Source organism: Serratia sp. CY47280 (assembly GCF_052168655.1).
GTDB lineage: Bacteria > Pseudomonadota > Gammaproteobacteria > Enterobacterales > Enterobacteriaceae > Serratia > Serratia bockelmannii.
The window spans coordinates 182,744-206,589 of the sequence record NZ_JBJNMG010000001.1; the positions used below are offsets into that span (position 1 = coordinate 182,744).

Here is a 23,846-nt window from a genome sequence, read left to right on the forward strand (position 1 = left end):
AAATGTGAACCGGGGCGCTTGATAAGCTTTAAAGGTACTAATAAGGTATTATCGAGGTATCGGCATATTTTCTCAGGAGCGACGGATGAAGCAGTTAACCCAGGCAGAACGCATAGCGGGCGCACTTTACGGACAGATGCTGGGCGACGCGCTCGGCATGCCTTCCGAGCTGTGGCCGCGCGAGCGGGTTAAGCGCCATTTCGGTTGGATAGACGGTTTCCTTGATGGGCCGGCGGAGAACTCGGCCGCCTGCTACTTCAAGGCCGGGCAATATACCGACGATACCGCGATGGCGTTAGCGCTGGCCGATGCGCTGCGGGAAGCGAAAGGCGAGGTGGTGCCAGAGTTGATCGCCCGCAACGTGATCCGCTGGGTGGACAGTTTTGACGCCTTCAACAAGAACATTCTCGGCCCCAGTTCCAAACTGGCGCTGAGCGAGCAGAAAGCGGGAACGCCGATCGCCGAGTTGGAAAACAACGGCATCACCAACGGTGCGGCGATGCGCATTTCGCCTTTAGGCTGCGTGCTGCCGTCTGCGCCGCTGGAGGAGTTCTGTCAGCAGGTGTGGCTGGCCTCCAGCCCGACGCACAAATCTGACATCGCCGTCGCCGGGGCCGTCGCGATCGCTTGGGCGGTTGCGCGGGCGGTGGAGGGCGCGGACTGGGCCTCGATTCGCCTGGCGCTGCCGGGCGTGGCGGAGTATGCCCAGCGCCGTCAGGAGACGACGTTCAGCCCCTCGTTGGCGGCGCGTATCGAGCTGGCGTTTCAGGTGGTGGATGAAGCCAGCGATCCCGAGCAGGCCTCCGAGCGGGTGTATCAACTGATCGGCGCCGGGGTCAGCACCATCGAGTCGGTGCCGGCGGCGCTGGCGATGGTGCAGCTGGCGCAAACCGACCCTACCCGGTGCGCCGTGCTGTGCGCCAACCTGGGCGGCGATACCGACACCATCGGTGCGATGGCCACTGCGATTTGCGGCGCGCTGCATGGCGCAGAAGCGATCGAAGCCGGGTTGCTGGCGGAGTTAAAACGGATGAATCCGCTGGATATCGAGGCTTACGTTCAGGCGTTCGTGCGCTTTCGCCGCCGCCGGCAGGGCGAGGCATAACGGATCAGCTTTCGCTGGTAAACTCGTACATGTCGCTGCGGCAGAAGCTTTCGCTGTATTCGATCGGCTTCTTGCTGTGGTCGAACAGCGTTTGACGCACGATCAGCAGCGGCATCGGTTCTGATAATTGCAGCGTCCGGCGGATGTCGTCGTCGGCCATCGCCGCGCTGACCTGGCTGCGCAGCGATCCCATTTCGACGTTATTGCGCCGGAAGTAGTCGTACAGCGAGATGCCGATCTCGTCGACGTTGGCAATCGCCGCCACCACCACGTAGGACACCGCCACCGACATCGGCCGCCGATCGATCAAGTGAATGCGTTTGAGTGTGTAGATCGGCGTTCCGGCCGCCAGCTGCAGCTTTTCAGCCAGTTCAGCGCTGGCGGGTACCCGCTCGCGGCTGATCCATTGCGTATCTGGCCGGCGCCCCTGCTGTAACACCTCGCTCGAGAATCCTTTGACGTCTGCCAAAGAATAGAACAGCTTCGGTTCGGGCCGTTGCAGTTGGATAAAGGTGCCGTAACCGCGTGAACGGCCGATGAGGCCGTCCTGCTCGAGGCAGGCCAACGCTTTGCGTACCGTGATGCGCGAGATGCCGAGCCGTTCGGTGAACAGGCGCTCGCTGGGCAAAAAATCCCCCGCATTCAGCAATCCTTGATCGATAGCCTGGCGCACCGAGGCGTTGAAGCGCAAATACAGCGGCATCGCGCCCGCGCTGGCCAGATCCTGCTGCAGTTTGTCCAGCAGACGCTGGTTGGTCTCCTTGCTCATAGCCGACGGAAATCCTGTAGCCGCATTGCGATGGCTTATTTAAGGGGATTTCGCCGGGCAGCGCAACTGCCGCCGCCAAGAGGGGAAATGGGGTAGAGTAGTGTGCAATCGCCTTAAGCTCGGAGAAACAGACTGCCCATGAGTGATCACCCACCCTACGCGGATGACGCGGCAATCCTGGCCGCCTTCGCGCAGCAGCGGCAACAAGGCCTGACCCGGCGCTCGGCGCTGCATCAGGCTCTGTTGCAACTGATTGCCGCCGGAGAACTGCCCTGGCGGGCGAAGCTGCCGCCGAGCCGTGCGTTGGCTGCCCGGCTGACGGTGGCGCGCGACACGGTGGAACAGACCTACGCGCGGCTGGAGGCTGAGGGGTTCATCAGCCGAACGGTGGGGCGCGGCAGCTTTGTGCGTTATCGTAGTGACACGCTGCTCGGCCGTGAACTGCTGACGACGGCGACGGGGCAAGAGGCGCGGCTGGCGGAGCGCGAGCTGAGCGATCGCGGCCGGGCGCTGCTGGCGGTCAGCCATACGCCGCACACCTGCCGCCAGGCTTCGCTGACGCCTTCGCTGGCGGACCTGCGGGCGTTCCCCATCGAGCAATGGCTGCAGCAGGAAAAGCAGGCGCTGCGGCGGCACGGCGAGCGATTATTGGGGTATGCCGATCCGCAAGGGCTGCCGGAGCTGCGCGCGGAGATCGCGCACTATCTGCAGCGGGAGCGGGGCGTCAAGGCGACGGCGGAACAGGTGATCGTGGTCACCAGCTCTCAGCAGGCGTTGGCGCTGTGTACGCAGGTGCTGTTCGATCCCGGCGATGCGGTATTCGTCGAAGAGCCGGGTTACCAGGGGGCAAAAAAACTGGTGCAGTCGGCGGGGCTGCAGGCGCGGCCGATCGGCATCGATGAACAAGGGCTGGACGTCGGGCAGTTGATGCAGGCTTCGGGCGGCGGGCGGGGCGTTTACATCACGCCGTCCCATCATTACCCGCTGGGGTATTCGCTGAGCCTCGAGCGGCGGCTGGCGCTGTTGCAGTGGGCGCAGCGCTGCCGGGCCTGGATCATCGAAGACGACTACGACGCCGAGTTCAACTACGACCGGCAAACCAAGGCGGCGCTGCAGGGACTGGACAGCGGCGGGCGTACGCTGTACATCGGCACCTTCAGCAAGACGCTGTTTCCGGGGCTGCGCATCGGTTTCATGATCGCGCCGCCTCAGTTGGTGCGGCCATTGGTCGCCGCCAGGCAGTTTCAGGACGGCTACACGTCGGCGCTGGCGCAGATGACGCTGTTCCACTTCCTGCACGAGGGCGGCTACGCTGAGCATCTGCGCAATATGCGCACGCTGTACAAAGCGCGGCTGGACGTGCTGTACGACGCGGTGCATCGTCACCTTGCTGCCTGGACGCGTCCGGCGCTGCCGCAGGGCGGGCTGCAGCTGGTTTGCCCGTTGGCGGATGCGGCGACGGAGCGGCGGCTGGTAGTGGGGGCCGCCGAAAGGGGGATACGGCTGTACGGCCTGGCGGACTTCTACACCGGCACACCGCAGCGCGGGGCGTTGGTGCTCGGCTTCTCGGCCTATACGCCGGATGAGATCGTGCGCTTTATCGCCACGCTGGCGCAGGTGTTCAACGCGCTGCCGGTGGAAAGCGATGGCTAAAATTGGTCTGCTCGGCGTTTTGAATTGGTCCGTATTGTACCGCCGCCATGCGGTGTATTCTGCCGCTATCCGATTATTTCCCTAATGGAAATAATATCTTACACCGTGAGGCGCTATGAACCCATCAAACCCTGAAGTGACTATCCGCAGAATCAATGGCGACGACAAAGCGCAATGGCTGGCGCTCTGGCAGGGCTATCTCGACTTTTACCGCGCCGATGTGGCGCCGCAGGTGACCGATCGCACCTTCGAACGCCTGGGGCAGGATGAACAGGTGTACGGGCTGGTGGCGGAGGATGCCGACGGCCAGCTACTGGGGCTGATGAACCTGGTGTTCCACCCGTCCACCTGGAGCGCAGTCGGCTATTGTTATATCGAAGATCTCTATGTGTCGCCGCAGGCGCGTGGCCATAAGGTGTCGGAAAAGCTGTTCGAACAGGCGTACCGATTGGCAGAGACGCGCGGCAGCGATCGGGTCTACTGGATGACCCAGGAGTACAACGCGCCGGCGCGCTCGCTGTACGACAAAATCGGCAGAAGAAGCTCGTTTATCGTTTATACCCGTTAACCGCAGGAGGCGTGTATGGCAATGAATCGTTATGGTCAGCCGATTGGCGAACCGATGCCGGATTGGCAGCCGGCTCGCCGTCCGGGCGGCGCGACGCTCGGCGGGCGTTTCTGCTCGCTGGCGCCGCTCGAGCCGCAGCGGGATTACGCCGCGCTGTTCGAGGCGTTTCAACTGGCGCCGGACGGCCGCGACTGGACCTATCTGTCTATCGAACGGCCCGACACGCCGGCGGCGATGCTGCAGCATCTGGAAACGCTGCAAGCCAACCCGACGCTGGTTAATCTGACGGTGTTCGACGCCGCCAGCGACGCGCCGGTGGGCACGGTGGCGCTGATGCGCATCGACGAGGCCAATGGCGTGCTGGAGATCGGCCACGTCAGCTGGTCGCCGTTGATGAAACAGCGCTCCAGCGCCACCGAGGCTATCGCGCTGCTGCTGCGCTATGCCTTCGACACGCTGGGCTACCGCCGCTGCGAGTGGAAGTGCGACAGCCATAACGCACCCTCCCGCCAGGCTGCGCTGCGCTTTGGCTTTCGCTACGAGGGTAACTTCCGCTATGCGGTGATCGTCAAGGGGCGCAGCCGGGATACCGACTGGTTCGCCATCACCGCCGACCGGTGGCCGACGGTACGACAGGCGCTGGCGCGCTGGCTTAGCGCGGACAACTTCGATGCGCAGGGGCGGCAGATAGCTCGGCTGCAGGTGTTGCGCGGCGAATAATAAGCAAAAAGGCGGCCCGCGGGCCGCCTTTTTATCGGGCTAAAGCGCTTACTTCAGCTCGTCGACCAGGGTGGTGGCGCGGCCGATGTAGTTGGCAGGGGTCATCGCTTTCAGACGGGTTTTCTCTTCTTCCGGCAGCGCCAGGCCATCGATGAACGCCTGCATGCCGGCAGCGTCCACGCGCTTGCCGCGGGTCAGCTCTTTCAGCTTCTCGTAAGGCTTCTCGATGCCGTAACGGCGCATCACGGTCTGGATCGGCTCGGCCAGCACTTCCCAGTTGTGATCCAGTTCGTCCAGCAGGTGTGCCTGATTCACTTCCAGCTTGCTGATGCCTTTCAGGGTGGCCTGGTAGGCGATCAGCGCATAGCCCAGGCCCACGCCCAGGTTACGCAGCACGGTGGAATCGGTCAGGTCGCGCTGCCAACGGGAGACCGGCAGTTTGCCCGCCAGGTGGCCCAGCACGGCGTTGGCCAGGCCCAGGTTGCCTTCGGAGTTTTCGAAGTCGATCGGGTTGACCTTGTGCGGCATGGTGGAAGAACCGATTTCGCCGGCGATGGTCTTCTGCTTGAAGTGGTTCAGGGCGATGTAGCCCCAGATGTCGCGGTCGAAGTCGATCAGAATGGTGTTGAAACGCGCTACGCAGTCGAACAGCTCGGCGATGTAGTCATGCGGCTCGATCTGGGTGGTGTACGGGTTCCAGGTGATGCCGAGCGAGGTCACGAACGCTTCGCTGAACTGATGCCAGTCCACTTCCGGGTAAGCGACGATGTGGGCGTTGTAGTTGCCGACCGCGCCGTTGATTTTACCCATGATCTCCACGCGCTCCAGCTGGCGGTATTGGCGCTCCATGCGGTAAGCCACGTTGGCGAACTCTTTGCCGACGGTCGACGGGGTCGCCGGCTGGCCATGGGTGCGCGACAGCAGCGGGATATCGCGGTATTCCAGCGCCAGCCCTTTCAGCGCATCGATGATTTTACGCCAGTAAGGCAGCACCACGTCCTGACGGGCGCTTTGCAGCATCAGCGCGTGCGACAGGTTGTTGATGTCTTCGGAGGTGCAGGCGAAGTGGATGAACTCGGACACCGCGTGCAGCGCAGGCACCGCCGCCACTTTTTCCTTCAGGAAATACTCGACCGCTTTCACGTCGTGGTTGGTGGTGCGCTCGATGGTTTTGATACGCTGAGCGTCTTCTTCGTTGAATTCAGCGACGATTTTGTCGAGGAAAGCGTTTGCGTCGGCGTCAAAAGCGGGAACTTCCTTGATTTCTGCGCAGGCGGCCAGTTTTTGCAGCCAACGTACTTCAACCTGTACGCGGAATTTCAGCAGACCGTATTCGCTGAAAATGGGGCGCAGTGCGCTGACTTTATCACCGTAGCGTCCATCAACGGGGGAAACGGCGGTCAGTGAGGATAATTCCATCGGTAGCAACTCCTGGGATCGATTAACAATGAGCAACGATATTTTGCGCCTGCTTGAACAGACGATTACGGGAAAACATTAACTGCAGGCGGCTGCCGCCAACCTGTTGCCACAGCACGGCGGCGCGAATGCCGGCCAGCAGCGTGGCGCGAACCTTGGCCTGCACCTGCGGGTTCTGCAAGATAGCCGGCGAGCCGGTTACCTGGATACGCGGCCCGAGCGGGCTGACCACGTCGACGTAAATGCCGGCCAGCGCGCTGATGATGGTGTCTGACTCAAGATCGAAGTGCGCCAGCTGGCGTTCGAGTTGGCCGAGGCGTTCACCGAGCGTGTTCATCGCCTGTTTGTTGGCGTTGAGCTTGCGCTCCAGCACCATCAGGCTGATGGTGTAGCGGGTCAGTTCCGCGCCCGGCCCTTTGTTGTTGGCGTTAAGCACGCCCATCAGGGTTTCGAGGCCGACCATCAAATTGCGCTCCTCGCCGCCGAACACCGCCAGCGTGGAGGGCGGGTCCATCTGCAGCAGGCTTTTCAGCGAGGTCTGAAAGGCTTCGCGATTGCATTGCCCTTCGTGGGCCAGCTGCTGAACCAAACGCGCCGCCTGGCTGATGCCCGCCATGGCCAGCGTGATGTCATAATAATTCTTCGCCACGAATACTCCTGTAAACGCTGTGAACGGTACATGGCTTACTGCATAAGGTTGTGTGTATCGCCAGGGTAACGGCGGCGGCCGCGAACGGGAACGATCGGGCGTGGCTGTAACAACGATGACAACGAATGCCGCGGATCATGCCACAAAATCGAGGGTAAACCCAGCGTCTAATACGCCTGCGGCAAGGCGGATGCGCCGTGCGGCGCAGAACTGCGCAAATAGGCGGCGAAAATCGCCGGCGCGGCGGTGCGAACTTATTGTTGCGGCGACAAATAAAGTGCGGTGGCTGCATCTATACTGCCAACGTGAACCCTTAAATAAAGACCTCTATATGCACGTAAAAAACAAGCAGCCACTGCCGGCGGTAACGCTGGCGGCCATCGGCGTGGTGTACGGCGATATCGGTACCAGCCCGCTGTATACCTTGCGCGAATGCCTGACGGCGGAGGAGGGCATCACCCTGACGCCGGCCTCGATTTACGGCTTTTTGTCGCTGATTTTCTGGCTGCTGACGCTGGTGGTGTCAATTAAGTACATTTGTTTTGTGATGCGTGCCGACAACGACGGCGAGGGAGGCATTCTGACACTGATGTCGCTGGCGATCCGCAAGCTGGATGCACGCTGGGTACCGGCGGCGGTGCTGATCGGGCTGGTGGGCGGCAGCTTCTTTTACGGCGACGGGGTGATCACTCCGGCCATTTCGGTGCTCTCGGCCATCGAGGGGCTGCAGATTATCGCCCCCGAGCTGGACAGCTTTATCGTGCCGCTGTCGCTGCTGGTGCTGACCGCGTTGTTCGCGATCCAAAAACGCGGCACCGGCAGCGTCGGCAAATTGTTCGCCCCGGCGATGGTTATCTGGTTCCTGACGCTGGCGCTGCTGGGCATCGGCGGTATTCTGCATCACCCCGGCGTGCTGCGGGCGCTGAACCCTTACTGGGCGGTGAATTTCTTCCTCGAATACAAGGCGGTGTCATTCTTTGCGCTGGGCATGGTGGTGCTGTCGGTCACCGGTGCCGAAGCGCTGTACGCCGATATGGGCCACTTCGGTAAAAAGCCGATCCGTTTGGCGTGGTTTACGCTGGTGGCACCGGCGCTGGTGTTGAATTATTTCGGCCAGGGGGCGCTGTTGCTGGCCAATCCGGCGGCGATCAACAACCCGTTCTTCCTGCTGGCGCCGACCTGGGCGCTGATCCCGCTGCTGGTGATCGCCACGCTGGCGACGGTGATCGCCTCGCAGGCGGTGATCTCCGGCGTGTTCTCGCTGACGCGCCAGGCGGTGCGGCTGGGCTACCTGCCGCCGATGCGTATCATCTATACCTCCGATCAGGAATCCGGGCAGATTTACATTCCGGTGGTGAACTGGCTGCTGTTCGCAGCGGTGCTGATCGTGATTATCAGTTTCAAACACTCCAGCAACCTGGCGTCGGCTTACGGCATCGTGGTGACCGGCACCATGCTGCTGTCGTCGATTTTGCTGAGCATTGTGGCGGTGAAAAACTGGGGCTGGCCGCGCGCGTTGGGCGGGCTGATGCTGCTGGTCATGCTGTGCATCGACGTACCGCTGTTCGGTGCCAACCTGATCAAGCTGGCGACCGGCGGTTGGCTGCCGGTGGCGCTTGGGCTGACGATTCTGCTGATCATGCTGACCTGGAAGACCGAGCGTTCGCGCCTGATCCGCCGGTTGCGCGACAATCAGGAAGGGCTGAGCGCGCTGATCGAGTCGCTGGAGAAAGCGCCGCCGAAGCGGGTGCCGGGCACCGCGGTGTTTATGGAGCGCACACCGCATGCGGTGCCGCTGGTATTGTTGCACAACCTGAAGCACAACAAGGTGTTGCATGAGCGTGTGGTGCTGCTGACCATCGTCACCACCGACATGCCGTACGTGCACAACGTGCAGCGGGTGGCGATTGAACAGCTGTCGGCGAGCTTTTGGCGGGTGGTGGCAAGCTACGGCTGGCGCGAGACGCCCAACGTGACGGACATCCTTTATCGCTGCGGGCTGGAGGGGATGAGCTTCACCATGAACGAGACCTCGTTCTTCATGTCGCGCGATACGCTGGTATTGGGCAAGCGCCCCTGGTATCTGCGCGTGCGTGGCAAGGTATTTCAGCTGTTGCAGCGCAACGCGCTGAGGGCGCCGGATCTGTTCGAAATCCCGCCGAATCGGGTGATTGAACTGGGGGCACAGGTGGAATTTTGAATAAAAAAAACGCTGCGGTAAACGCAGCGTTTTTCTTGCAACAGACGAATTATGCCAGGCGCTGTTCGATAATGCCGCCGCCGAGGCAGATTTCGCCCTGATAGAACACCGCCGACTGGCCGGGGGTGACGGCGGAGACCGGCTCGTCGAAACGCACTTCGATGCGTTCGCTGTCGAGTGGGATCACGGTGCAAGGGATGTCCTGCTGGCGATAGCGGGTCTTCACCGTACAGCGGAACGGGCCGGTCAGCGGCAGACGATCAACCCAGTGCAACTGCTGCGCGATAAGGCCGACGGACATCAGGCGCGGGTGATCGTGCCCCTGCGCGACCACCAGCACGTTGTTGGCCACGTCTTTATCCACCACGTACCACGGATCTTCGCTGCTGTCTTTCATACCGCCGATGCCCAGCCCTTTGCGCTGGCCCAGGGTGTGATACATCAGGCCCTGGTGTTCGCCGACGGTCTGGCCGTCGACGCTGACGATCGGGCCCGGCTGCGCCGGCAGGTAGCGGCCGAGGAAGTCGCGGAATTTACGTTCGCCGATAAAGCAGATACCGGTGGAGTCTTTCTTCTTGGCGGTGACCAGCTCCAGTTGTTCGGCGATGCGGCGCACCTCCGGCTTCTCCAACTCCCCGACCGGGAACAGGCTTTGCGCCACCTGCTCGTGGCTCAGGGTATAGAGGAAGTAGCTCTGATCTTTGTTGCCGTCGACGCCGCGCAGCAGGCGGCTCTTGCCGTCCACGTCCTGGCGACGCACGTAGTGGCCGGTGGCGATAAAATCGGCCCCAAGATCTTCGGCGGCAAACTCCAGGAAGGCTTTGAATTTGATCTCTTTATTGCACAGGATGTCCGGGTTCGGCGTGCGGCCGGCCTTGTACTCTTCCAGGAACAGCTCAAACACGTTGTCCCAGTATTCCGCCGCGAAGTTCACCGTGTGCAGTTCGATGCCCAGCTTGTCGCAGACCGCTTGCGCGTCGGCCAGATCGGTCGCGGCGGAGCAGTACTCTTCGTCGTCGTCTTCTTCCCAGTTTTTCATGAACAGCCCAGCGACCTGATAGCCCTGTTGCTGTAACAGATAGGCGGTAACGGAGGAGTCGACGCCGCCGGACATACCGACGATTACTTTTTTCTGGCTGTTGTCTGACATGGGGATCTCACGAACTTGAACACGAACCGTGCTGATAAAAACAAGCGCAGGATTTTACCACGTTGGCCGCGCCGGCGCACTGGTCATCTTGTGCTGCTCGGCGCCCTTAAAACGGCCAGGCGAAGCTGCCGACCAGCGACAGCGGATAGCGCTCCGGCTGCTGGTAGCTGCGAATGCTCTCCGCCACCAGCGCGGAACGCAGGTTGGGCGCCTGCAAAATCTCGTCGGCGCTCAGCCACAGGCAGCGATCGATGTCGCTGTCGTGCGGCTCGGTCGGCAGCGGCTGTTCCAGCTCGATAACGAAGCAAAAACGCAGAAACGGCGTGCGATCCGGCGCTATCCACTGGTGCAGGCGCAGGAACGCCTGCGGCGTGGCGCGGATACCGGTCTCTTCCCACAGCTCGCGCTCGGCGGCCTGCACCAGCGTCTCGTTGGCCTCCAGGTGGCCGGCCGGCTGGTTCCATAGCGCTTTGCCGTTGATGGTCTCTTCGACCACCAAAAATTTGCCGGCGGCGTGTACCACGCAGGCCACGGTGACGTGCGGTTTGAACATGCGGTCTCCTTACAGCGGTTTGTCGATGCGCTGGTAGATGTCGTCCAGCTCGGCGATGCGGGTGCGATAACTTTGCAGCAGGCAGGCGGTATCGCCGCCGCACCGCTGGCGTTTTGCCAGCCAGGCCTGCTGGCTGTCCTGCATCGCGCCACGCGCGCCCATGGCGAACAGGCCGCGCAGGAATTGGTACTTGGTGGCCATTTGCACATCCAAATCGTTCAGCGTGCGGTTGGCGCAGATGGCTTGCTCATCGCGGTTTGCTGCCTTGGCGCAGTCGAAGCTGGCGGCCTGGGCCGCGAACGGGGCCGCCAGAGCGGCGAGCAGCAGCGCGATCGGCGTGGATTTCATGGCGCCTCCATCAGTTATCGGTCTACAGGGAATCGATGCTTTTCCATTCACCAGGCTGCAGTGAACCCAGCGAAAGATTACCCATACTGTAGCGAATCAGGCGCAGGGTAGGGAACCCGATATGCGCCGTCATGCGACGCACCTGGCGGTTTCGCCCTTCGAACAGGGTTATTTTCAGCCAACTGGTGGGGATGGATTTACGCTCGCGGATCGGCGGGTTGCGCGGCCATAGCCACTGAGGCTCGGCCACCAACTCAACACCGGCGGGTAGCGTCGGGCCGTCTTTCAGCGTGACGCCGCTGCGCAATGGCGCCAGATCGCTCTCCTGCGGCGCCCCCTCGACCTGCACATAATAGATTTTGCCGGTGCGCTTGCCCGGCTGGGTGAGCTGCGCCTGCAGCTGTCCGTCGTTGGTCAGCACCAGCAGCCCTTCGCTATCGCGATCCAGACGCCCGGCGGCGTAAACGTCGGGGAAGGGGATGTACTCTTTCAGCGTGGCGCGGCCGGCTTCATCGGTGAACTGCGGCAGCACGTCGAAGGGCTTGTTGAATAACACAATTCGACGCGGCCCCTTCGGCGCGGCGGGTTTGGCGGTATTCGGCTTGCTGAATCGTTTAACGTTGTGATTTCTAACAGAGAATTTTTTCATAACAGTTGAGATTACGGATGATAAGCGCATTATAACCGAATCCGTTTCGGATTGGCGCGGACCGAATATTCAAGTAGTATCTACACGCATCTTACAAAGCATTAACAAAATTGCGCTTGAAGGAGAGGTTGATGGAAAGCAAAGTAGTTGTTCCGGCAGAAGGTAAAAAAATCACGGTTGACGCCCAGGGTAAACTGGTTGTTCCTCATAACCCGATCATCCCGTTCATCGAAGGCGACGGCATTGGCGTTGACGTGACTCCTGCCATGATCCACGTGGTTGATGCGGCCGTTAAAAAGGCTTACCACGGCGAACGTAAAATCTCCTGGATGGAAATCTACACCGGCGAAAAATCTACCCACGTTTACGGTAAAGACGTGTGGCTGCCGGACGAAACTCTGGACCTGATCCGCGACTACCGCGTCGCCATCAAAGGCCCCCTGACCACCCCGGTCGGCGGCGGCATCCGTTCTCTGAACGTGGCCCTGCGCCAGCAGCTGGACCTGTACGTGTGCCTGCGCCCGGTGCGTTACTACCAGGGCACTCCAAGCCCGGTGAAACAGCCTGAGCTGACCGACATGGTGATCTTCCGCGAAAACGCCGAAGACATCTACGCCGGCATCGAGTGGAAAGCCGGCTCCGCCGAAGCGGACAAAGTGATCAAATTCCTGCGCGACGAAATGGGCGTGAAGAAAATCCGCTTCCCAGAGCAGTGCGGTATCGGCGTGAAGCCATGCTCCGAAGAAGGGACCAAGCGTCTGGTGCGTGCGGCGATCGAATACGCCATCACCAACGACCGCGACTCCGTGACCCTGGTTCACAAAGGCAACATCATGAAGTTCACCGAAGGTGCCTTCAAGGATTGGGGCTATGAGCTGGCGCGCGAAGAGTTCGGCGGCGAGCTGATCGACGGCGGCCCATGGCTGAAGATCAAGAACCCGAACACCGGCAAAGAGATCGTGGTTAAAGACGTGATCGCCGACGCCTTCCTGCAGCAAATCCTGCTGCGCCCGGCGGAATACGACGTGATCGCCTGTATGAACCTGAACGGCGACTACATCTCCGACGCCCTGGCGGCCCAGGTTGGCGGCATCGGTATCGCGCCGGGCGCCAACATCGGCTCCGACTGCGCGCTGTTCGAAGCGACTCACGGCACCGCGCCGAAGTACGCCGGCCAGGACAAAGTGAACCCAGGCTCCATCATCCTGTCCGCAGAGATGATGTTGCGCCACATGGGTTGGTTCGAAGCGGCTGACCTGATTGTTAAAGGCATGGAGGGCGCAATCGCTGCCAAGACCGTGACCTATGACTTCGAACGCCTGATGGAAGGCGCTAAACTGCTGAAATGTTCAGAGTTTGGCGACGCTATCGTTAAACACATGTAATGGTGTTTTAGCGTTAAATGATAACGGGAGCCTGATGGTTCCCGTTTTTTATTATTCAAACTGCAACGGTTATCAAAACTCGGCCATTTTGGCGCTTTAGAGCGTATAGACCTAAAGGTTGAGCTGCGTCTAAACTTTGCAATGAAATGGACGATAAACTACCTGCAGCCGCATTTTTTTGCATGAGATAAAATTCTACAAGGAGTGTTAATGAGCTTTTTCTGGGTGAATATTGGTAGCAGTTTTAATGAGGTTAAAGAACAAAATTTCCTCTGGGCTCCACAATATGGCATGAATAAGCACGGGAAAAAGTTTAGTAATGCCTCCTGGGAGACAGTGAAGGATGTAAAAGCAGGTGACGTCATCTTTTGTAATAAGGATCGAGAGATTGTCTATGTAGCGACTGCTACAGCCGATGCTGATGATGCACCGCGGCCACCTAATCGATCTTTTGATAAGTGGGAGCGTGAAGGTACCCGAGTAGAAGTAGATTTGACCGTTTTAGAGCACCCGATCGATGTTTTGCAGTTCAGTGACATATTTCTGACTGTGTTTAATGAGTTAAGTCGGCCAACAGTTTTTGCTGAAAACGGGTTTTGTACGCAGACTTACATGTGCGAAATACCCGAGGCTGCAGCAAAAATGATAGCAAGTTTTATTAACGATAACGTTTCAATAGACTTCAATAAACAGACGGCCACGGTAAAAGAGGCGAGAGGAAGCACTAAAGCAGCCGTCATTCAGGCTCGCGTTGGTCACGGCCCCTACCGCGATAAATTATTTAAGAAGTGGGGCGGAAAATGCGCGGTCACCGGCATTGCGCTTGAGTCAATGCTAACCGCTTCTCATATTGTTTCGTGGTCTATCTCAAATGACAAAGAGAAAGTTGACCCTTACAACGGATTCCCCCTGATTCCTAATCTGGACAGATTGTTCGACCGGGGCATGATCAGTTTTGATGATAATGGACGCTTATTGCACAAGAAAGAATATGCAGGTTTGCTTCATGATTTAAAAATTCCCTTGGACTCAAAAATTGATGGGCTGTTTGGGGAGAATAAAAAATACTTAAAACGGCACCGCGTGACGTTTGGGTTCGAGAAAGAGTAAAAGCTTGAGGGGGACCCTCAAGTGTATTAGTTCAGACCTGATACGGTACAGAACCAATCCCAATCTGATGGGCAGTTCTCTGCCAGAAGCGGACTTTCGTTAGAGTGCGAGCTGTATTAATCCATGGGGGCATGTCACTGTGATTATGGCCGATAGTATCGCATTGACCATGTATCGATGTTGTTATCAGTAATGTTGAAAATCGCTGGTCATACACTCTAGATTCAAACGCTGCCTAGTAATCTTGCGATGCTATCATTAAACACATGTAAGCGTGTTTGGCGCTTGAATGGGAGCGGGAGCCTTAGGGCTCCCGTTTTTTATTATTCAAATGAGTAAGAGATATCAAACGTTAGCCGATTCACGCACGACCAGCACCGGGCAATTGGCGTGGCGGACGACGGCGGTGGCATTCGAGCCGAGGAGGTAAGTCATTGCAGAAGGGCGGTTGGAACCCATCACAATAATCTCCGCGTTAAGCGCATCAGCGAGTTCCAGGATCTGATCTTTGGGATCGCCGACGGCCACATGGGTGGTCACTCTATCCTCGGGAACGCTGAATTGTTTCGCCGCTTTTGCCAGCCCCTCGGTCGCTACCGCAATAGTTTCATCTTTGGTTTCCACCGCCGCGGTGGCGGCAAAGCCGAAGGCCGCGTAGGTGGCGCGAGACGGGATCACCGCCAGGAAATGGACGTGGGAGTCTTCGAGCCTGGCGAGCGCATTGACATGCGGGATGACCTGCTGTGTTAATTCCGGCTCGGTAATATCCACGGGAACCAAAATAGTTTTGTACATACTCCCTCCTTATCGTTATCAAATAACTCCACTTCTTGGATTATAGCCGTTCGACGCCGGGAAAGGGGAGATCCGTATGGCAAACCTGAGAACGTTGTCTGCTGAAATGTCAGGTGGTTATCGACGTTCTCATTAAACGCGGGCAGGCACGGTTGGTGTTTGAGTTGGGAGGGAGCCATGGGCTCCCTAGGTTTTAGCGGGCTAGGATTATCGGAACCTTAATGAGGGATCTCTGAAACCTCTTTGACTTCCGTCTTGTTGATTTGCTGTTTAACGCCATTGGCATCGGTATAACCGAGCAAACCGGCAGAGGTTTCTTTCGGTTTACCGTCACTGATGAGCGTTCGGCCATCGTGGGTATGAATAGCGTAGCTGGTGCGTGTGCAGCCTGACAGTGTGGCGATAGCAACCAGGGCGATCGCGGGAAGAACAAGCGCTTTTTTCATTTGAAGCTCCTTTTAGTTATCCAACTCACTCATGTTTGCAATCTGGTCTCGATTGATCTGTTCCGTTTTGCCCGTTTCTGCATTTCGGTAGGAGACTAACCCGGTATCTTTATCGACTTGAGGCTTGCCGTCGGTGACAATAGTCTTGCCATCCGTTGTTTTAATCGCCTGATTGGAAGCGCAGCCCGCCATGAACATCACCGTGGTCGCAGTAAGAAGCGCGGCAAAGAGTCGTTTACTTTTCATACTTACCATCCTGGTTACTTAAATGAATTTAATGGCAGGAAAGTAAGTATAGGCAGAATCTCCAGATTGCTAGCGTTAAAAGTGCTTTTAATGCGATAAAAAATTAAGAATTTCTTAATTTATTGATGGGATGATTGCCCATCCGAGGGATGTCGATAAGTCATGGCCTTCAGGCGTACGGCCCGCCGATGGGGTTAGGGTTTCATATCATCATCTACTCACGATTTTCCGCGCGCCAGAGCTTGATGTCATTGGCGGTTTTACGTGAATTCTGTATAAGTATTGACCGGGGGTCTTGTCAAATACCACGTTGATTTGGCTGATAATCATCCATAAGGACAGGGATATGAAAATTACGCATTCAGGCTACAAAACCGGCGCCGCCATATTATTGGCGGGAATGTTCGCACTGGCATTAACGGGGTGTGCCAAGAGTACTGCCCCCAGCCAAAGCAATCCGGAAAATAAAAAGGTTGACGATCTTTTCGCCAATCTTGGCGACCCAAAGGCGCCGGCACCGGGAAAAGAGAAAGAACGCTATATCGCCCAGTTGCAGGCCGTGATTCAAAGCCATTTGAAAGATGCCGAAGCCTACTCGGGCAAGCGTTGCACATTGCGTATCACGCTGGCGCCGGACGGTATGCCAATCGGTGTTCGAACTGAAGGAGGCGATCCGGATCTTTGCCGCGCCGCCATGAAGGCAATTGCCGATTCGCGCTTCCCTAAGCCGCCGACGGCAGAGGCCCATAATGCGTTCCAAATTATCACGTTGCAACTGCGTCCTTAAGCAGCTAGATGAAATAAGGGGTTGGGATAACGCAGTGTTTTGCAGCGGGATCTTTTAGTAAAAAATTTAGGTGTTCACGTGACTTCCACCAGCCTGTGCGGCTGGTGGATTTAGATTTAAGTCTTTATTGTCCGTCTTAGTTTTAAGCAAGATGCGCCTTTGTATTCGCATTGGCCAAATATTTGGTAACCCAGATGTTGAGCTATTTTAACGGAAGGCCGATTGTTTTCACCGATAAGGCAAACTGTTTGAGCGGGTGATAACGTGCTGTCAATCCATTGATGCGCTGCGGCAGCCGCTTCTTGCGCGACTCCCTGACCTTGGGCCTCCCGGGCAATAATCCATGCGGCTTCAGGGCTCCCATCGAAGTCATTGCCCAGACCCCGATGAAAATCCGCCAACCCGGTCTCGCCCAGGAACTGTCCGTCCACTTTGCGAAATATGGCGAACAGCCCATAGCCGAAAACCGACCAGTGGCCAATATAGCGCAGTAGTCTATTCCAACCGTCTTCAGGTGAAAGATTGGGGGCGCTGATAAATTTGAACAGTTCCTTATCTGTAAACATGGCATACCAGGCATCGAAATCGGCCAGGTTGTGAGGACGTAATATCAACCGTTCGGTTTCGATGTGCACGGCAGGGAGTAAAGGCATAACGGTTCCTTTTCTGCGTTGCAGCGTATCGTAATGTTACCCTGAGAGAACGAGCGATAATTTCCCGTCTTGGCGCGCAGATGACAAGGTTACGGCTAAGGTGCGGGCAAGCTCTTTGTCGCAAATCACTTTATCATTGGGTTTAACGCGCCGGCTACTTGTTTGGTATTACCGATACATCATCGCGCTCACGCGCTCGGCCCGATCTTTAAAACCGTTGCTGCGCATCGTTACCACATAGTAGCGATAGTGATGTTTCTGTGCGTATTCGCGCACCAGATCTTCGGCGAACAGGCCGCTGAAGGTGACGGTGGTGACGAATGTCAGCCCTTTCACTTCGTAGGTGCTGATCTCTTGCGGGGTGCCGATATACGGCGGCGGGAACACGGTTTTGTGGAACTGGCAGCCCGCCAGCAGCAGGGTAAACAGCAGGGCGGCGGAGATTTGCGGTATTCTCATCGGGAAAAACTTTCCTTCCTTGGCGTGTGTTTTAGTAACTCTATAATAGGATTACAAAATTCGGCGGGGATGTAAAAGTTATCCCGCTTCGGTTGCCGTTTCGTTGAAGCGGTGTCGCCGTCACCCATCAGAATGAAGGGGTAAACATGTTTGTTCGTCTTGCCACTGAAACCGATGCCGCAGCCCTGATCGCCCTCGACAGCGTCGCCGAAGACGAGCCGCAGCGCGCGGCGCAGATCCGCACCTGGTGCGCACAGAGTGTCTGCTATCTTGCCGAAGAACGGGGCGTGGTGATGGGCTACGGTGTGCTGCACTATCACTTCTTCGGCTGCGGCTTTGTCGAGATGCTGATGGTCGGCGAGCGCTATCGCCGCCGGGGCGTCGGGCAGGCGTTGATTGCGGCGTTGAAGTCCCAGTGTCGGCACCCGAAGCTGTTCACCTCCACCAATCGTTCCAACCTGCCGATGCAGCGGCTGCTGTTGAACGCCGGGTTTGTCGCCAGCGGCCAAATTGACAATCTCGATGACGGCGACCCGGAGCAGGTCTTTTTCATCCCGCTGCGCTAATACAGCCGGACATCGACCGCCTGCTGTTGCAGCCAGGTACTGACGTAACCATAAGCGGCATAGAAGGCCAGCAGCGCGAAGATCAGCACGGAAAGCGAGGCCAAAAACTTGACGTCGCCGTGCTTTGACAGCTGATAGGCGCAATAGATAAAGGCTAACAGGCACAGCAGAGTGAAGGCGATAGCCAGCGTGGCGTAAAAAATAAGCATAACGAAACCCGTTCTTCCTTGTAAGCGCGGCAAGGATACCACAGACAAAAAAAGGGGCCCAATTGGGCCCCTGTGTGATTCGCTGCGAGAGGGTTACTCCGCCGCCGCGTCGGGATGATTTTTGCCTTCCTCGATGAATTCTTCGTCGATCTCTTCGATGTTCTCCTCGCTGTCGCGGCCGGACAGGATGTTCCAGCAGGCGATGAACAGCGCGGCGATCAAGGGACCGATGACGAAGCCGTTGATGCCGTAAATCTCCATGCCGCCCAGGGTGGAGATCAGGATCAGGTAGTCCGGCATTTTGGTGTCTTTGCCTACCAGCAGTGGGCGCAGAATGTTGTCCACCAGGCCGATCACCACCACGAAGAATACCACCAGGAAAATGGCTTTCCACAGCATGCCGGTGGCGAAGAAGTAGATCACCGCCGGTACCCAGATGATGGCGGAGCCCACGGCCGGGATGATCGACAGGAACGCCATCAGCGCGCCCCACAGCAGGCTGCCGTCGATGCCGGTAAAGTAAAATGCCAGCCCGCCGAGCGCACCTTGCACCACGGCGACCACCACCGTGCCCTTGACGGTGGCGCGGGAGACGGCGGCGAACTTCACGAACAGGTGGTGCTTCACGTGCTGGGAGAGCGGCAGCGCTTCGAGCGCCAGGTTCACCAGATAGGGGCCGTCTTTCAGCAGGAAGAACAGCAGGTAGAGCATCACGCCGAAGCCGACGACGAAGTTGAAGGTGCCTTTGCCGATCAGGAAGACGCTGCCCGCCAGATATTGCCCGCCCTTGAGCGCCACGTCGGAAAGCTGCTTTTGGATCTCGGCGGCGCTGTTGAGGTTATGCTCCGCCAGGAAGCGCTGCGCCCAGCCGGGCAGGTGACGCATAAAGTCCGCCAGCATGGTCGGCAATTGGCTGTTGTTGGTTTGCAGCTTGGTGTAGATCACGTTGAATTCCATCGCCAGCGATGAGGCGATGATCGCCAACGGCGTGAACACGATCAGACAGATCAGCGCCACCGTCAGCAGCGACACTACGCCGTTGCGTTCGCCGACGTACTGCTTCAACTTCTTTTTCACCGGATGGAAAATCACCGCCAGAATAACCGCCCACAGCACTGAGGAGTAATAAGGCCCCAGCACGTCGAGAAAGGCGGCGGTAACGATGAACAGGATCAGAATAAAGAATCCCTTGGAAATGCCTTTAGACATCATAGTCGTCCCTCAAAAGATGAATTTTCAGCATAGATGAACTGAATGAAAACAACACTATCATCACCTTTGCTTAACCGGTAGGGGATTTTTAACGGCGTATACCATAGGGTTACTAAGGGAAAGGCGGGCGCTGCAGGGTGAACAGGCGGCGGCGCGAGAAAAGAAAGAGGGCTAAATAATTAACAAAATTTATCGATTGTGTTTCATTTTGTGAGCCGCGCTTGCCGCCTGCGCCAGGCTTTCCTAGTTTTTAGGAGGGCGGCCTTTCGTCCGATATCACGAAGGAGTATGCAAATGACTGAACACAAACGACTCGGTGTCATCGAGAAAACGCTACTGATCGCCTTTGCCGGCCTGCTGGTGTATTTCGCGGCCACTGGCGCATTGTCATTGTCGGGTCTCGATCATCATTGGCCTTATCCTTCGCGATAGGCAGGCACCTGCACCAGGGAAAATTCAGCACCGCTTATAACAAACAGAACGACTTTTCTGCTTATCACCCTGCATTATGCCGCCTGCTGAGAAAAGCCAGCGCCAACAGCACCCCTAACAGGGCCGCCGCCAGCACCAGCCACGCCGGCGCCACCCAACCGGCTGCGGCCACGATGGCGCTCAGCGCGACCGGGCCGATCACCTGGCCGAGATAGTTCCCTTGCATCACCAGCCCCAGGCTCAGCGGCAACAGCGTGGGCTCCGGCGTCGCCGCCGGCGTGGCGGCCAGAATGGTGGCGGGCAGCATGCCAGCGATGGCGCAGAACAGGAAACACAGTGGGATCAGCAGGCCGTTGGGCGTCATCGGCAGGAAAATGCCGATGCCGAAGATGCCGATGACCAGGCTGGTGGCCGCGAGCAGGCTACCGGCCCGCAGACCGCGCGACAGCAAGAACCCGGCGGCGAGGTTGCCGATGATGTTCGCCGCCACCGCCGCTGCGCTGATGCCGCCGGCGGCCGCCAGCGACAGGCCGATGCGCTGCATCAGGAAGATCGGCAGAAAGGTCATCACCGAGAAAAACTGCAGGTTGTAAGTGGTGAACATCAGCGCCAGCAACAGCGGTTGGCGTGCCCGCAGCATCGCGCCCAGCGCATGCCGCAGCTGCAACGGCGGAACGTGCGTCTTGGCGGCGCGTCGGGGCGTGGTCAGCGGCAGCAGCAGGGCGGCCAGCAGCGTCAACGCCGCACCGGCCTGCCAACTCTGTTGCCAGCCGGCGAGATGGGGGCCGAAAAACAATGAAATGGCGATGCCCGCCGGCATGAAGGTGCTCCAGATGCCGAACACCAGGCTGCGCTGCGCCGGGGCGACGATGCGGTTCAGCACCGCCGGCGAGGCGACCACCACGATCACGAAGCCGAGGCCTTCGACAAAGCGGCTGACGATCAATCCGTTGAAGTCGTGCAGCGTGGCGCCGGTAAAGCTGGCGGCGCTGACGATCAGTAACCCCGCCGCCAGCAGGCGCCGATCGCCCCAGCGGCGCACCAGCAGCCCGGCGGCGATGCCGCCGAACACCCCGACGAAAGGAAAGGCCGAGATGACCCAGCTCAGCGTTTCGAGCGAACGGCCGAATTCGGCCTGCAGCGCCGGTAGCGCGATGGTGGCCTTACCTACGTGCAGCGCCGCGGCGATGCCGGCGAACAGCACGTTGATGACGGCTAGCCAGGGCGTAGCGGCGGGAAGGACGCGGTCGATGGCGTCCGGTTTAATCGCGGTCATAACACTCTCCAGAGGCGGTAACGCCCTCACTATGCGTCTGCGCCATGACAGACGTCGTTCAAATGCTGCGCTATCACGCGGAGAAATTATTCATTTCGAGCTTTATTTTGCGCGCCTCGTTGTTTGGTTCGCCAGCGTACCACCCGGCGTGGACGCGGGTGGCCGTTCAGCGGTTTACTGTTCCGGCACGCAGCGAGCGTGCCCGATCAATTTTATTTATAAGGAGCAGTGTATGTCAGAGATGATGAATGAAAATGGAGCGCCGGTGATGGAGTGGAGCTATGGCGGCCGGGGTGATGATATCAGCAGCAGCCTGAGCCTCGACACGGTTGAGGAGCAACCGCAGGGTTTCTTGATGACGGTCGATCGGCCGGTGCAGATCTTTAAAGAAGCGCTGTCGCCGATGATGGCCTTTGTCACGCTGCTGCGCCCGCTATACGCCAAGACGGGCGAGGGCTTCCAGTATGTGCCGGTCTCCAACCCCTGGACCGACGTGCAGCGCCTGCCGGCCAGCGCAGGCTATCTGGGCGTGCAGGTTAACGCTGGCCTGTTTTTCCACGGCGCCAAACCGACGCACTATAAAGATCGCGACGGCCAGATGAAACCGATTGACGGCGGCACTATCCTGCAGAACATCACCGTGCTGCATCAGGTGGCGAAGCCGCTGGGCCCGGGCGAAGGCGGGATCTGAGGCTGAAACGTCATCACGGGGCCGGACGCGGCCCTTATCTCGCCTTGAAAACCGCCCTTGGCTTGGGTAAAAAGGTTGTCTATTCAAGGAGAAGAGTATGTACAGCGACAACGAGAAAAAATTCTACATCATCCTCAACCGCAACCACGAACCGGCCACTCTGTTTAACGCCTCCTGCCATCTGACGGCGGGCATCACCGATCTTATCGAGCAGCGCGAGTTTCACCACTACCCGAGCAGCCTCGACGGCGTCAGCGCCAATATGAGCCACTACCCGATCGTCATCCTGCAGGCCAAGAACAGCAGCCAGCTCAGCAACCTGATCCTCAAGTGCAAGGAGGAGGGCGTGCTGTCCAACTTCTTCACCACCACCATGCTGTCGCACTCCGCCGAGCAGCAGATCGCCGACACCGCCAATACCCCCTACGAGCAGTTGGACTTCGTGGCGGTGGCGCTCTACGGCGACACTGAACAGCTTAAGCCGCTTACCAAGAAGTTCTCCGTCTACCGTTAATCGCGAACGGCATCACATCAGGGGCGGCAACGGCTATGATATTTTTCCATCAAATCGTTGATGGAGATGAACATGAGCGGCAAGAAAACCACCATGGCGGCCATCGCCAGAGAGGCGCGGGTCGGCATCGCCACCGTCGATCGGGTGATCAACCAACGCGCGTCGGTGCGGCCCGCCACCCAGCGCCGGGTGATTGAGGCGGCGAAAAAGTTGGGGTTCGCGTTGGAAAAGTCCCACTGCCTGTCGGCGGTGCTGGGCAGGCCGGAACGCCGCCTGAGAATGGGGTTCATCCTACTGCGGCGCGAACACTCTTTCTATGCGCAACTGGCTGATGAACTGATGGTGCAAGCGGCGCCGTATCATGAGCCGGGGCAGCCGCCGCAGTTCATCTTCCACTCTCTCAATGCCATCGGCGATACCGCCGCCGCCATTAGCCAATTGAGCCGCCAGGTGGACGCGATCGGCGTGTTGGCGCTGGATCACCCCCTGATCCACTATGCCGTAGAAGAAGCCACGCAGGCGGGCATCAACGTTTTCGCGCTGCTGTCGGATTTATCGGTGCCCAGCCGCGCCGGCTACATCGGTCTGGATAATCAAAAAGCGGGCCGCACCGCCGGTTGGGCGGTGGACCGTCTGTGCCGGCGTCAGGGAGATGTTGGCGTGATCATCGGCGACAACCGTTTTACTTGCCAGGAAGCCTGCGAGATCGGTTTTCGCTCCTACCTGCGTGAGCAGATGAGCGGCCAGCGTGTGCTGGAACCGGTGCGCAGCCTCGAGGACGCGGAAACGGCGCGCCGGGTCACGCGTGAACTGCTGGCGAACCACCCGGAGCTGGCGGCGCTGTACGCGCCGAGCGGCGGTGTAGAGGGCATTATTCAGGCGTTACGAGAGAGCGGCCGGCAGCGCGACATCACGCTGGTGTGCCACGGCCCGGTGCAGGGCGGTGAAATGGCGCTGCTCGACGGCACGGTGGATCTGTTGCTGTGTCACCGCATTTCTGAGTTGGCCGCCACGATTGTCGAGACGCTGCTCGCTGCCGATGAACAACCGGGATTACGCCACATCATTAATCGCTTCGATGTGATCACCAAAGAAAACCTCTGACGGCCGCTGAGTGGTGTTTGCCGAGGTCAGGGCGCAGCCAGGTGCCGCCTGAATTTGATTAAAAACTATCAAATAATTTATCAAAAATAGCGCGATCTCTATCAAAAAATAAAATTTTCATTATTGATGATTTTGGAATTTTTGTTTGATACTGCCGGCATTCCCCGCAAAAAAGGAG

At 58.4% G+C, this 23,846-nt stretch carries 28 protein-coding genes; 13 read left to right on the forward strand and 15 right to left on the reverse strand.

Annotated elements, in window-relative coordinates:
- The first annotated feature begins 85 nt into the window (after positions 1 to 85).
- Complete coding sequence (locus tag ACJ8J4_RS00940) at positions 86 to 1,105, forward strand: ADP-ribosylglycohydrolase family protein (RefSeq protein ID WP_025302514.1); 1,020 nt, start codon at positions 86 to 88, stop codon at positions 1,103 to 1,105.
- A gap of 4 nt (positions 1,106 to 1,109) precedes the next feature.
- Here ACJ8J4_RS00940 and ACJ8J4_RS00945 read toward each other — a convergent pair whose 3' ends face one another.
- Entirely contained in the window at positions 1,110 to 1,874 is a 765-nt protein-coding gene (locus tag ACJ8J4_RS00945; protein ID WP_197835516.1) for a GntR family transcriptional regulator, read from the reverse strand.
- 138 nt (positions 1,875 to 2,012) lie between these two features.
- On the opposite strand from ACJ8J4_RS00945, the gene pdxR reads away from it, so the two are divergent.
- The 3 genes from pdxR to ACJ8J4_RS00960 all read left to right on the forward strand — a co-directional run bounded on the left by pdxR (position 2,013) and on the right by ACJ8J4_RS00960 (position 4,815).
- Positions 2,013 to 3,527, forward strand: a complete 1,515-nt coding sequence (gene pdxR, locus ACJ8J4_RS00950) for a MocR-like pyridoxine biosynthesis transcription factor PdxR (RefSeq protein ID WP_197835518.1) — start codon at positions 2,013 to 2,015, stop codon at positions 3,525 to 3,527.
- A gap of 115 nt (positions 3,528 to 3,642) precedes the next feature.
- Complete coding sequence (locus ACJ8J4_RS00955) at positions 3,643 to 4,095, forward strand: GNAT family N-acetyltransferase (RefSeq protein ID WP_043141490.1); 453 nt, start codon at positions 3,643 to 3,645, stop codon at positions 4,093 to 4,095.
- 15 nt (positions 4,096 to 4,110) lie between these two features.
- A complete protein-coding gene (locus ACJ8J4_RS00960; protein WP_025302521.1) occupies positions 4,111 to 4,815 on the forward strand; it encodes a GNAT family N-acetyltransferase in 705 nt (234 codons plus the stop codon).
- Positions 4,816 to 4,863: 48 nt separating this feature from the next.
- Here ACJ8J4_RS00960 and purB read toward each other — a convergent pair whose 3' ends face one another.
- Together purB and hflD are read right to left on the reverse strand one after the other, a co-directional pair.
- Positions 4,864 to 6,234, reverse strand: coding sequence for an adenylosuccinate lyase (gene purB / locus ACJ8J4_RS00965; protein WP_033652066.1), 1,371 nt, complete (start codon positions 6,232 to 6,234; stop codon positions 4,864 to 4,866).
- A gap of 22 nt (positions 6,235 to 6,256) precedes the next feature.
- A complete protein-coding gene (gene hflD / locus ACJ8J4_RS00970; protein WP_025302523.1) occupies positions 6,257 to 6,883 on the reverse strand; it encodes a high frequency lysogenization protein HflD in 627 nt (208 codons plus the stop codon).
- A 331-nt stretch (positions 6,884 to 7,214) separates the two neighbouring features.
- Between hflD and kup the strand changes: the two genes are divergently transcribed.
- Positions 7,215 to 9,083 (forward strand): low affinity potassium transporter Kup, encoded by a 1,869-nt coding sequence (gene kup, locus ACJ8J4_RS00975; protein ID WP_016928067.1) that lies wholly within the window; start codon positions 7,215 to 7,217, stop codon positions 9,081 to 9,083.
- Between the two features lie 49 nt (positions 9,084 to 9,132).
- On the opposite strand, the gene mnmA is transcribed toward kup, so the two are convergent.
- The 4 genes from mnmA to rluE form a co-directional block, all read right to left on the reverse strand.
- Positions 9,133 to 10,233, reverse strand: coding sequence for a tRNA 2-thiouridine(34) synthase MnmA (gene mnmA / locus ACJ8J4_RS00980; RefSeq protein WP_049295431.1), 1,101 nt, complete (start codon positions 10,231 to 10,233; stop codon positions 9,133 to 9,135).
- A gap of 106 nt (positions 10,234 to 10,339) precedes the next feature.
- Complete coding sequence (locus ACJ8J4_RS00985; protein ID WP_049204196.1) at positions 10,340 to 10,786, reverse strand: NUDIX hydrolase; 447 nt, start codon at positions 10,784 to 10,786, stop codon at positions 10,340 to 10,342.
- Positions 10,787 to 10,795: 9 nt separating this feature from the next.
- Positions 10,796 to 11,134 carry a lysozyme inhibitor LprI family protein gene (locus tag ACJ8J4_RS00990; RefSeq protein WP_197835520.1) on the reverse strand — a complete coding sequence of 113 codons (339 nt, stop codon included), beginning with the start codon at positions 11,132 to 11,134 and terminating at the stop codon, positions 10,796 to 10,798.
- Between the two features lie 22 nt (positions 11,135 to 11,156).
- On the reverse strand, positions 11,157 to 11,783 hold the full coding sequence (gene rluE, locus ACJ8J4_RS00995) for a 23S rRNA pseudouridine(2457) synthase RluE (RefSeq protein ID WP_060447273.1): 627 nt from the start codon (positions 11,781 to 11,783) through the stop codon (positions 11,157 to 11,159).
- A 131-nt stretch (positions 11,784 to 11,914) separates the two neighbouring features.
- Between rluE and icd the strand changes: the two genes are divergently transcribed.
- Entirely contained in the window at positions 11,915 to 13,168 is a 1,254-nt protein-coding gene (gene icd, locus ACJ8J4_RS01000) for an NADP-dependent isocitrate dehydrogenase (RefSeq protein ID WP_015377612.1), read from the forward strand.
- 210 nt (positions 13,169 to 13,378) lie between these two features.
- Positions 13,379 to 14,278 carry an HNH endonuclease gene (locus ACJ8J4_RS01005; protein ID WP_025302529.1) on the forward strand — a complete coding sequence of 300 codons (900 nt, stop codon included), beginning with the start codon at positions 13,379 to 13,381 and terminating at the stop codon, positions 14,276 to 14,278.
- A 345-nt stretch (positions 14,279 to 14,623) separates the two neighbouring features.
- Here the strand turns inward: ACJ8J4_RS01005 and uspF are convergent, their stop codons facing one another.
- The 3 genes from uspF to ACJ8J4_RS01020 form a co-directional block, all read right to left on the reverse strand.
- Entirely contained in the window at positions 14,624 to 15,073 is a 450-nt protein-coding gene (gene uspF / locus ACJ8J4_RS01010; RefSeq protein WP_049204198.1) for a universal stress protein UspF, read from the reverse strand.
- 218 nt (positions 15,074 to 15,291) lie between these two features.
- A complete protein-coding gene (locus ACJ8J4_RS01015) occupies positions 15,292 to 15,519 on the reverse strand; it encodes a YgdI/YgdR family lipoprotein (protein WP_025302531.1) in 228 nt (75 codons plus the stop codon).
- A gap of 12 nt (positions 15,520 to 15,531) precedes the next feature.
- Positions 15,532 to 15,765: a YgdI/YgdR family lipoprotein gene (locus ACJ8J4_RS01020; protein WP_019454814.1), complete on the reverse strand. Its 234-nt coding sequence runs from the start codon at positions 15,763 to 15,765 to the stop codon at positions 15,532 to 15,534.
- A gap of 346 nt (positions 15,766 to 16,111) precedes the next feature.
- Between ACJ8J4_RS01020 and tolA the strand changes: the two genes are divergently transcribed.
- Positions 16,112 to 16,552, forward strand: a complete 441-nt coding sequence (gene tolA, locus ACJ8J4_RS01025) for a cell envelope integrity protein TolA (RefSeq protein WP_043141467.1) — start codon at positions 16,112 to 16,114, stop codon at positions 16,550 to 16,552.
- Between the two features lie 116 nt (positions 16,553 to 16,668).
- Here the strand turns inward: tolA and ACJ8J4_RS01030 are convergent, their stop codons facing one another.
- Together ACJ8J4_RS01030 and ACJ8J4_RS01035 are read right to left on the reverse strand one after the other, a co-directional pair.
- Positions 16,669 to 17,205 carry a GNAT family N-acetyltransferase gene (locus ACJ8J4_RS01030; protein ID WP_025302533.1) on the reverse strand — a complete coding sequence of 179 codons (537 nt, stop codon included), beginning with the start codon at positions 17,203 to 17,205 and terminating at the stop codon, positions 16,669 to 16,671.
- Between the two features lie 168 nt (positions 17,206 to 17,373).
- A complete protein-coding gene (locus ACJ8J4_RS01035; RefSeq protein WP_025302534.1) occupies positions 17,374 to 17,664 on the reverse strand; it encodes a hypothetical protein in 291 nt (96 codons plus the stop codon).
- A 146-nt stretch (positions 17,665 to 17,810) separates the two neighbouring features.
- Here ACJ8J4_RS01035 and ACJ8J4_RS01040 point away from each other — a divergent pair, with 146 nt between their 5' ends.
- On the forward strand, positions 17,811 to 18,230 hold the full coding sequence (locus tag ACJ8J4_RS01040; RefSeq protein WP_264383920.1) for a GNAT family N-acetyltransferase: 420 nt from the start codon (positions 17,811 to 17,813) through the stop codon (positions 18,228 to 18,230).
- On the opposite strand, the gene ACJ8J4_RS01045 is transcribed toward ACJ8J4_RS01040, so the two are convergent.
- Both ACJ8J4_RS01045 and ACJ8J4_RS01050 read right to left on the reverse strand, forming a co-directional pair.
- A complete protein-coding gene (locus ACJ8J4_RS01045) occupies positions 18,227 to 18,439 on the reverse strand; it encodes a hypothetical protein (RefSeq protein ID WP_063989619.1) in 213 nt (70 codons plus the stop codon). The genes ACJ8J4_RS01040 and ACJ8J4_RS01045 overlap by 4 nt on opposite strands.
- Before the next feature lie 93 nt (positions 18,440 to 18,532).
- Entirely contained in the window at positions 18,533 to 19,651 is a 1,119-nt protein-coding gene (locus ACJ8J4_RS01050; protein ID WP_025302537.1) for an AI-2E family transporter, read from the reverse strand.
- 294 nt (positions 19,652 to 19,945) lie between these two features.
- Here ACJ8J4_RS01050 and ACJ8J4_RS01055 point away from each other — a divergent pair, with 294 nt between their 5' ends.
- The gene (locus ACJ8J4_RS01055) at positions 19,946 to 20,083 is read left to right on the forward strand and encodes a hypothetical protein (protein ID WP_162837928.1); all 138 of its coding nucleotides are present in this window, start codon (positions 19,946 to 19,948) and stop codon (positions 20,081 to 20,083) included.
- A 64-nt stretch (positions 20,084 to 20,147) separates the two neighbouring features.
- Here the strand turns inward: ACJ8J4_RS01055 and ACJ8J4_RS01060 are convergent, their stop codons facing one another.
- Complete coding sequence (locus tag ACJ8J4_RS01060) at positions 20,148 to 21,359, reverse strand: MFS transporter (protein ID WP_151428449.1); 1,212 nt, start codon at positions 21,357 to 21,359, stop codon at positions 20,148 to 20,150.
- 232 nt (positions 21,360 to 21,591) lie between these two features.
- On the opposite strand from ACJ8J4_RS01060, the gene ACJ8J4_RS01065 reads away from it, so the two are divergent.
- The 3 genes from ACJ8J4_RS01065 (at position 21,592) to ACJ8J4_RS01075 (ending at position 23,668) form a co-directional block, all read left to right on the forward strand.
- Positions 21,592 to 22,050 carry a hypothetical protein gene (locus ACJ8J4_RS01065; RefSeq protein WP_151428450.1) on the forward strand — a complete coding sequence of 153 codons (459 nt, stop codon included), beginning with the start codon at positions 21,592 to 21,594 and terminating at the stop codon, positions 22,048 to 22,050.
- Between the two features lie 97 nt (positions 22,051 to 22,147).
- Positions 22,148 to 22,564, forward strand: a complete 417-nt coding sequence (locus ACJ8J4_RS01070) for a DUF2000 domain-containing protein (RefSeq protein WP_004941246.1) — start codon at positions 22,148 to 22,150, stop codon at positions 22,562 to 22,564.
- Between the two features lie 72 nt (positions 22,565 to 22,636).
- A complete protein-coding gene (locus ACJ8J4_RS01075; protein WP_038629231.1) occupies positions 22,637 to 23,668 on the forward strand; it encodes a LacI family DNA-binding transcriptional regulator in 1,032 nt (343 codons plus the stop codon).
- The last annotated feature ends 178 nt before the right edge of the window (positions 23,669 to 23,846 follow it).

Excerpts from the sequence above, each read along its gene's own strand:
- purB (WP_033652066.1), bottom strand. The coding sequence starts at position 6,234 with ATGGAATTATCCTCACTGACCGCCGTTTCCCCCGTTGATGGACGCTAC.
- ACJ8J4_RS00985 (WP_049204196.1), bottom strand. The coding sequence starts at position 10,786 with ATGTTCAAACCGCACGTCACCGTGGCCTGCGTGGTACACGCCGCCGGC.
- ACJ8J4_RS01060 (WP_151428449.1), bottom strand. The coding sequence starts at position 21,359 with ATGACCGCGATTAAACCGGACGCCATCGACCGCGTCCTTCCCGCCGCT.
- ACJ8J4_RS01015 (WP_025302531.1), bottom strand. The coding sequence starts at position 15,519 with ATGAAAAAAGCGCTTGTTCTTCCCGCGATCGCCCTGGTTGCTATCGCC.
- ACJ8J4_RS00960 (WP_025302521.1), top strand. The coding sequence starts at position 4,111 with ATGGCAATGAATCGTTATGGTCAGCCGATTGGCGAACCGATGCCGGAT.
- ACJ8J4_RS01055 (WP_162837928.1), top strand. The coding sequence starts at position 19,946 with ATGACTGAACACAAACGACTCGGTGTCATCGAGAAAACGCTACTGATC.
- ACJ8J4_RS01065 (WP_151428450.1), top strand. The coding sequence starts at position 21,592 with ATGTCAGAGATGATGAATGAAAATGGAGCGCCGGTGATGGAGTGGAGC.
- kup (WP_016928067.1), top strand. The coding sequence starts at position 7,215 with ATGCACGTAAAAAACAAGCAGCCACTGCCGGCGGTAACGCTGGCGGCC.
- ACJ8J4_RS01040 (WP_264383920.1), top strand. The coding sequence starts at position 17,811 with ATGTTTGTTCGTCTTGCCACTGAAACCGATGCCGCAGCCCTGATCGCC.
- ACJ8J4_RS01045 (WP_063989619.1), bottom strand. The coding sequence starts at position 18,439 with ATGCTTATTTTTTACGCCACGCTGGCTATCGCCTTCACTCTGCTGTGC.
- ACJ8J4_RS00955 (WP_043141490.1), top strand. The coding sequence starts at position 3,643 with ATGAACCCATCAAACCCTGAAGTGACTATCCGCAGAATCAATGGCGAC.
- icd (WP_015377612.1), top strand. The coding sequence starts at position 11,915 with ATGGAAAGCAAAGTAGTTGTTCCGGCAGAAGGTAAAAAAATCACGGTT.
- tolA (WP_043141467.1), top strand. The coding sequence starts at position 16,112 with ATGAAAATTACGCATTCAGGCTACAAAACCGGCGCCGCCATATTATTG.
- ACJ8J4_RS01020 (WP_019454814.1), bottom strand. The coding sequence starts at position 15,765 with ATGAAAAGTAAACGACTCTTTGCCGCGCTTCTTACTGCGACCACGGTG.
- ACJ8J4_RS00945 (WP_197835516.1), bottom strand. The coding sequence starts at position 1,874 with ATGAGCAAGGAGACCAACCAGCGTCTGCTGGACAAACTGCAGCAGGAT.
- rluE (WP_060447273.1), bottom strand. The coding sequence starts at position 11,783 with ATGAAAAAATTCTCTGTTAGAAATCACAACGTTAAACGATTCAGCAAG.
- ACJ8J4_RS01070 (WP_004941246.1), top strand. The coding sequence starts at position 22,148 with ATGTACAGCGACAACGAGAAAAAATTCTACATCATCCTCAACCGCAAC.
- ACJ8J4_RS00990 (WP_197835520.1), bottom strand. The coding sequence starts at position 11,134 with ATGAAATCCACGCCGATCGCGCTGCTGCTCGCCGCTCTGGCGGCCCCG.
- uspF (WP_049204198.1), bottom strand. The coding sequence starts at position 15,073 with ATGTACAAAACTATTTTGGTTCCCGTGGATATTACCGAGCCGGAATTA.
- ACJ8J4_RS01075 (WP_038629231.1), top strand. The coding sequence starts at position 22,637 with ATGAGCGGCAAGAAAACCACCATGGCGGCCATCGCCAGAGAGGCGCGG.
- ACJ8J4_RS01050 (WP_025302537.1), bottom strand. The coding sequence starts at position 19,651 with ATGATGTCTAAAGGCATTTCCAAGGGATTCTTTATTCTGATCCTGTTC.
- ACJ8J4_RS01030 (WP_025302533.1), bottom strand. The coding sequence starts at position 17,205 with ATGCCTTTACTCCCTGCCGTGCACATCGAAACCGAACGGTTGATATTA.
- ACJ8J4_RS01035 (WP_025302534.1), bottom strand. The coding sequence starts at position 17,664 with ATGAGAATACCGCAAATCTCCGCCGCCCTGCTGTTTACCCTGCTGCTG.
- ACJ8J4_RS01005 (WP_025302529.1), top strand. The coding sequence starts at position 13,379 with ATGAGCTTTTTCTGGGTGAATATTGGTAGCAGTTTTAATGAGGTTAAA.
- pdxR (WP_197835518.1), top strand. The coding sequence starts at position 2,013 with ATGAGTGATCACCCACCCTACGCGGATGACGCGGCAATCCTGGCCGCC.
- mnmA (WP_049295431.1), bottom strand. The coding sequence starts at position 10,233 with ATGTCAGACAACAGCCAGAAAAAAGTAATCGTCGGTATGTCCGGCGGC.
- ACJ8J4_RS00940 (WP_025302514.1), top strand. The coding sequence starts at position 86 with ATGAAGCAGTTAACCCAGGCAGAACGCATAGCGGGCGCACTTTACGGA.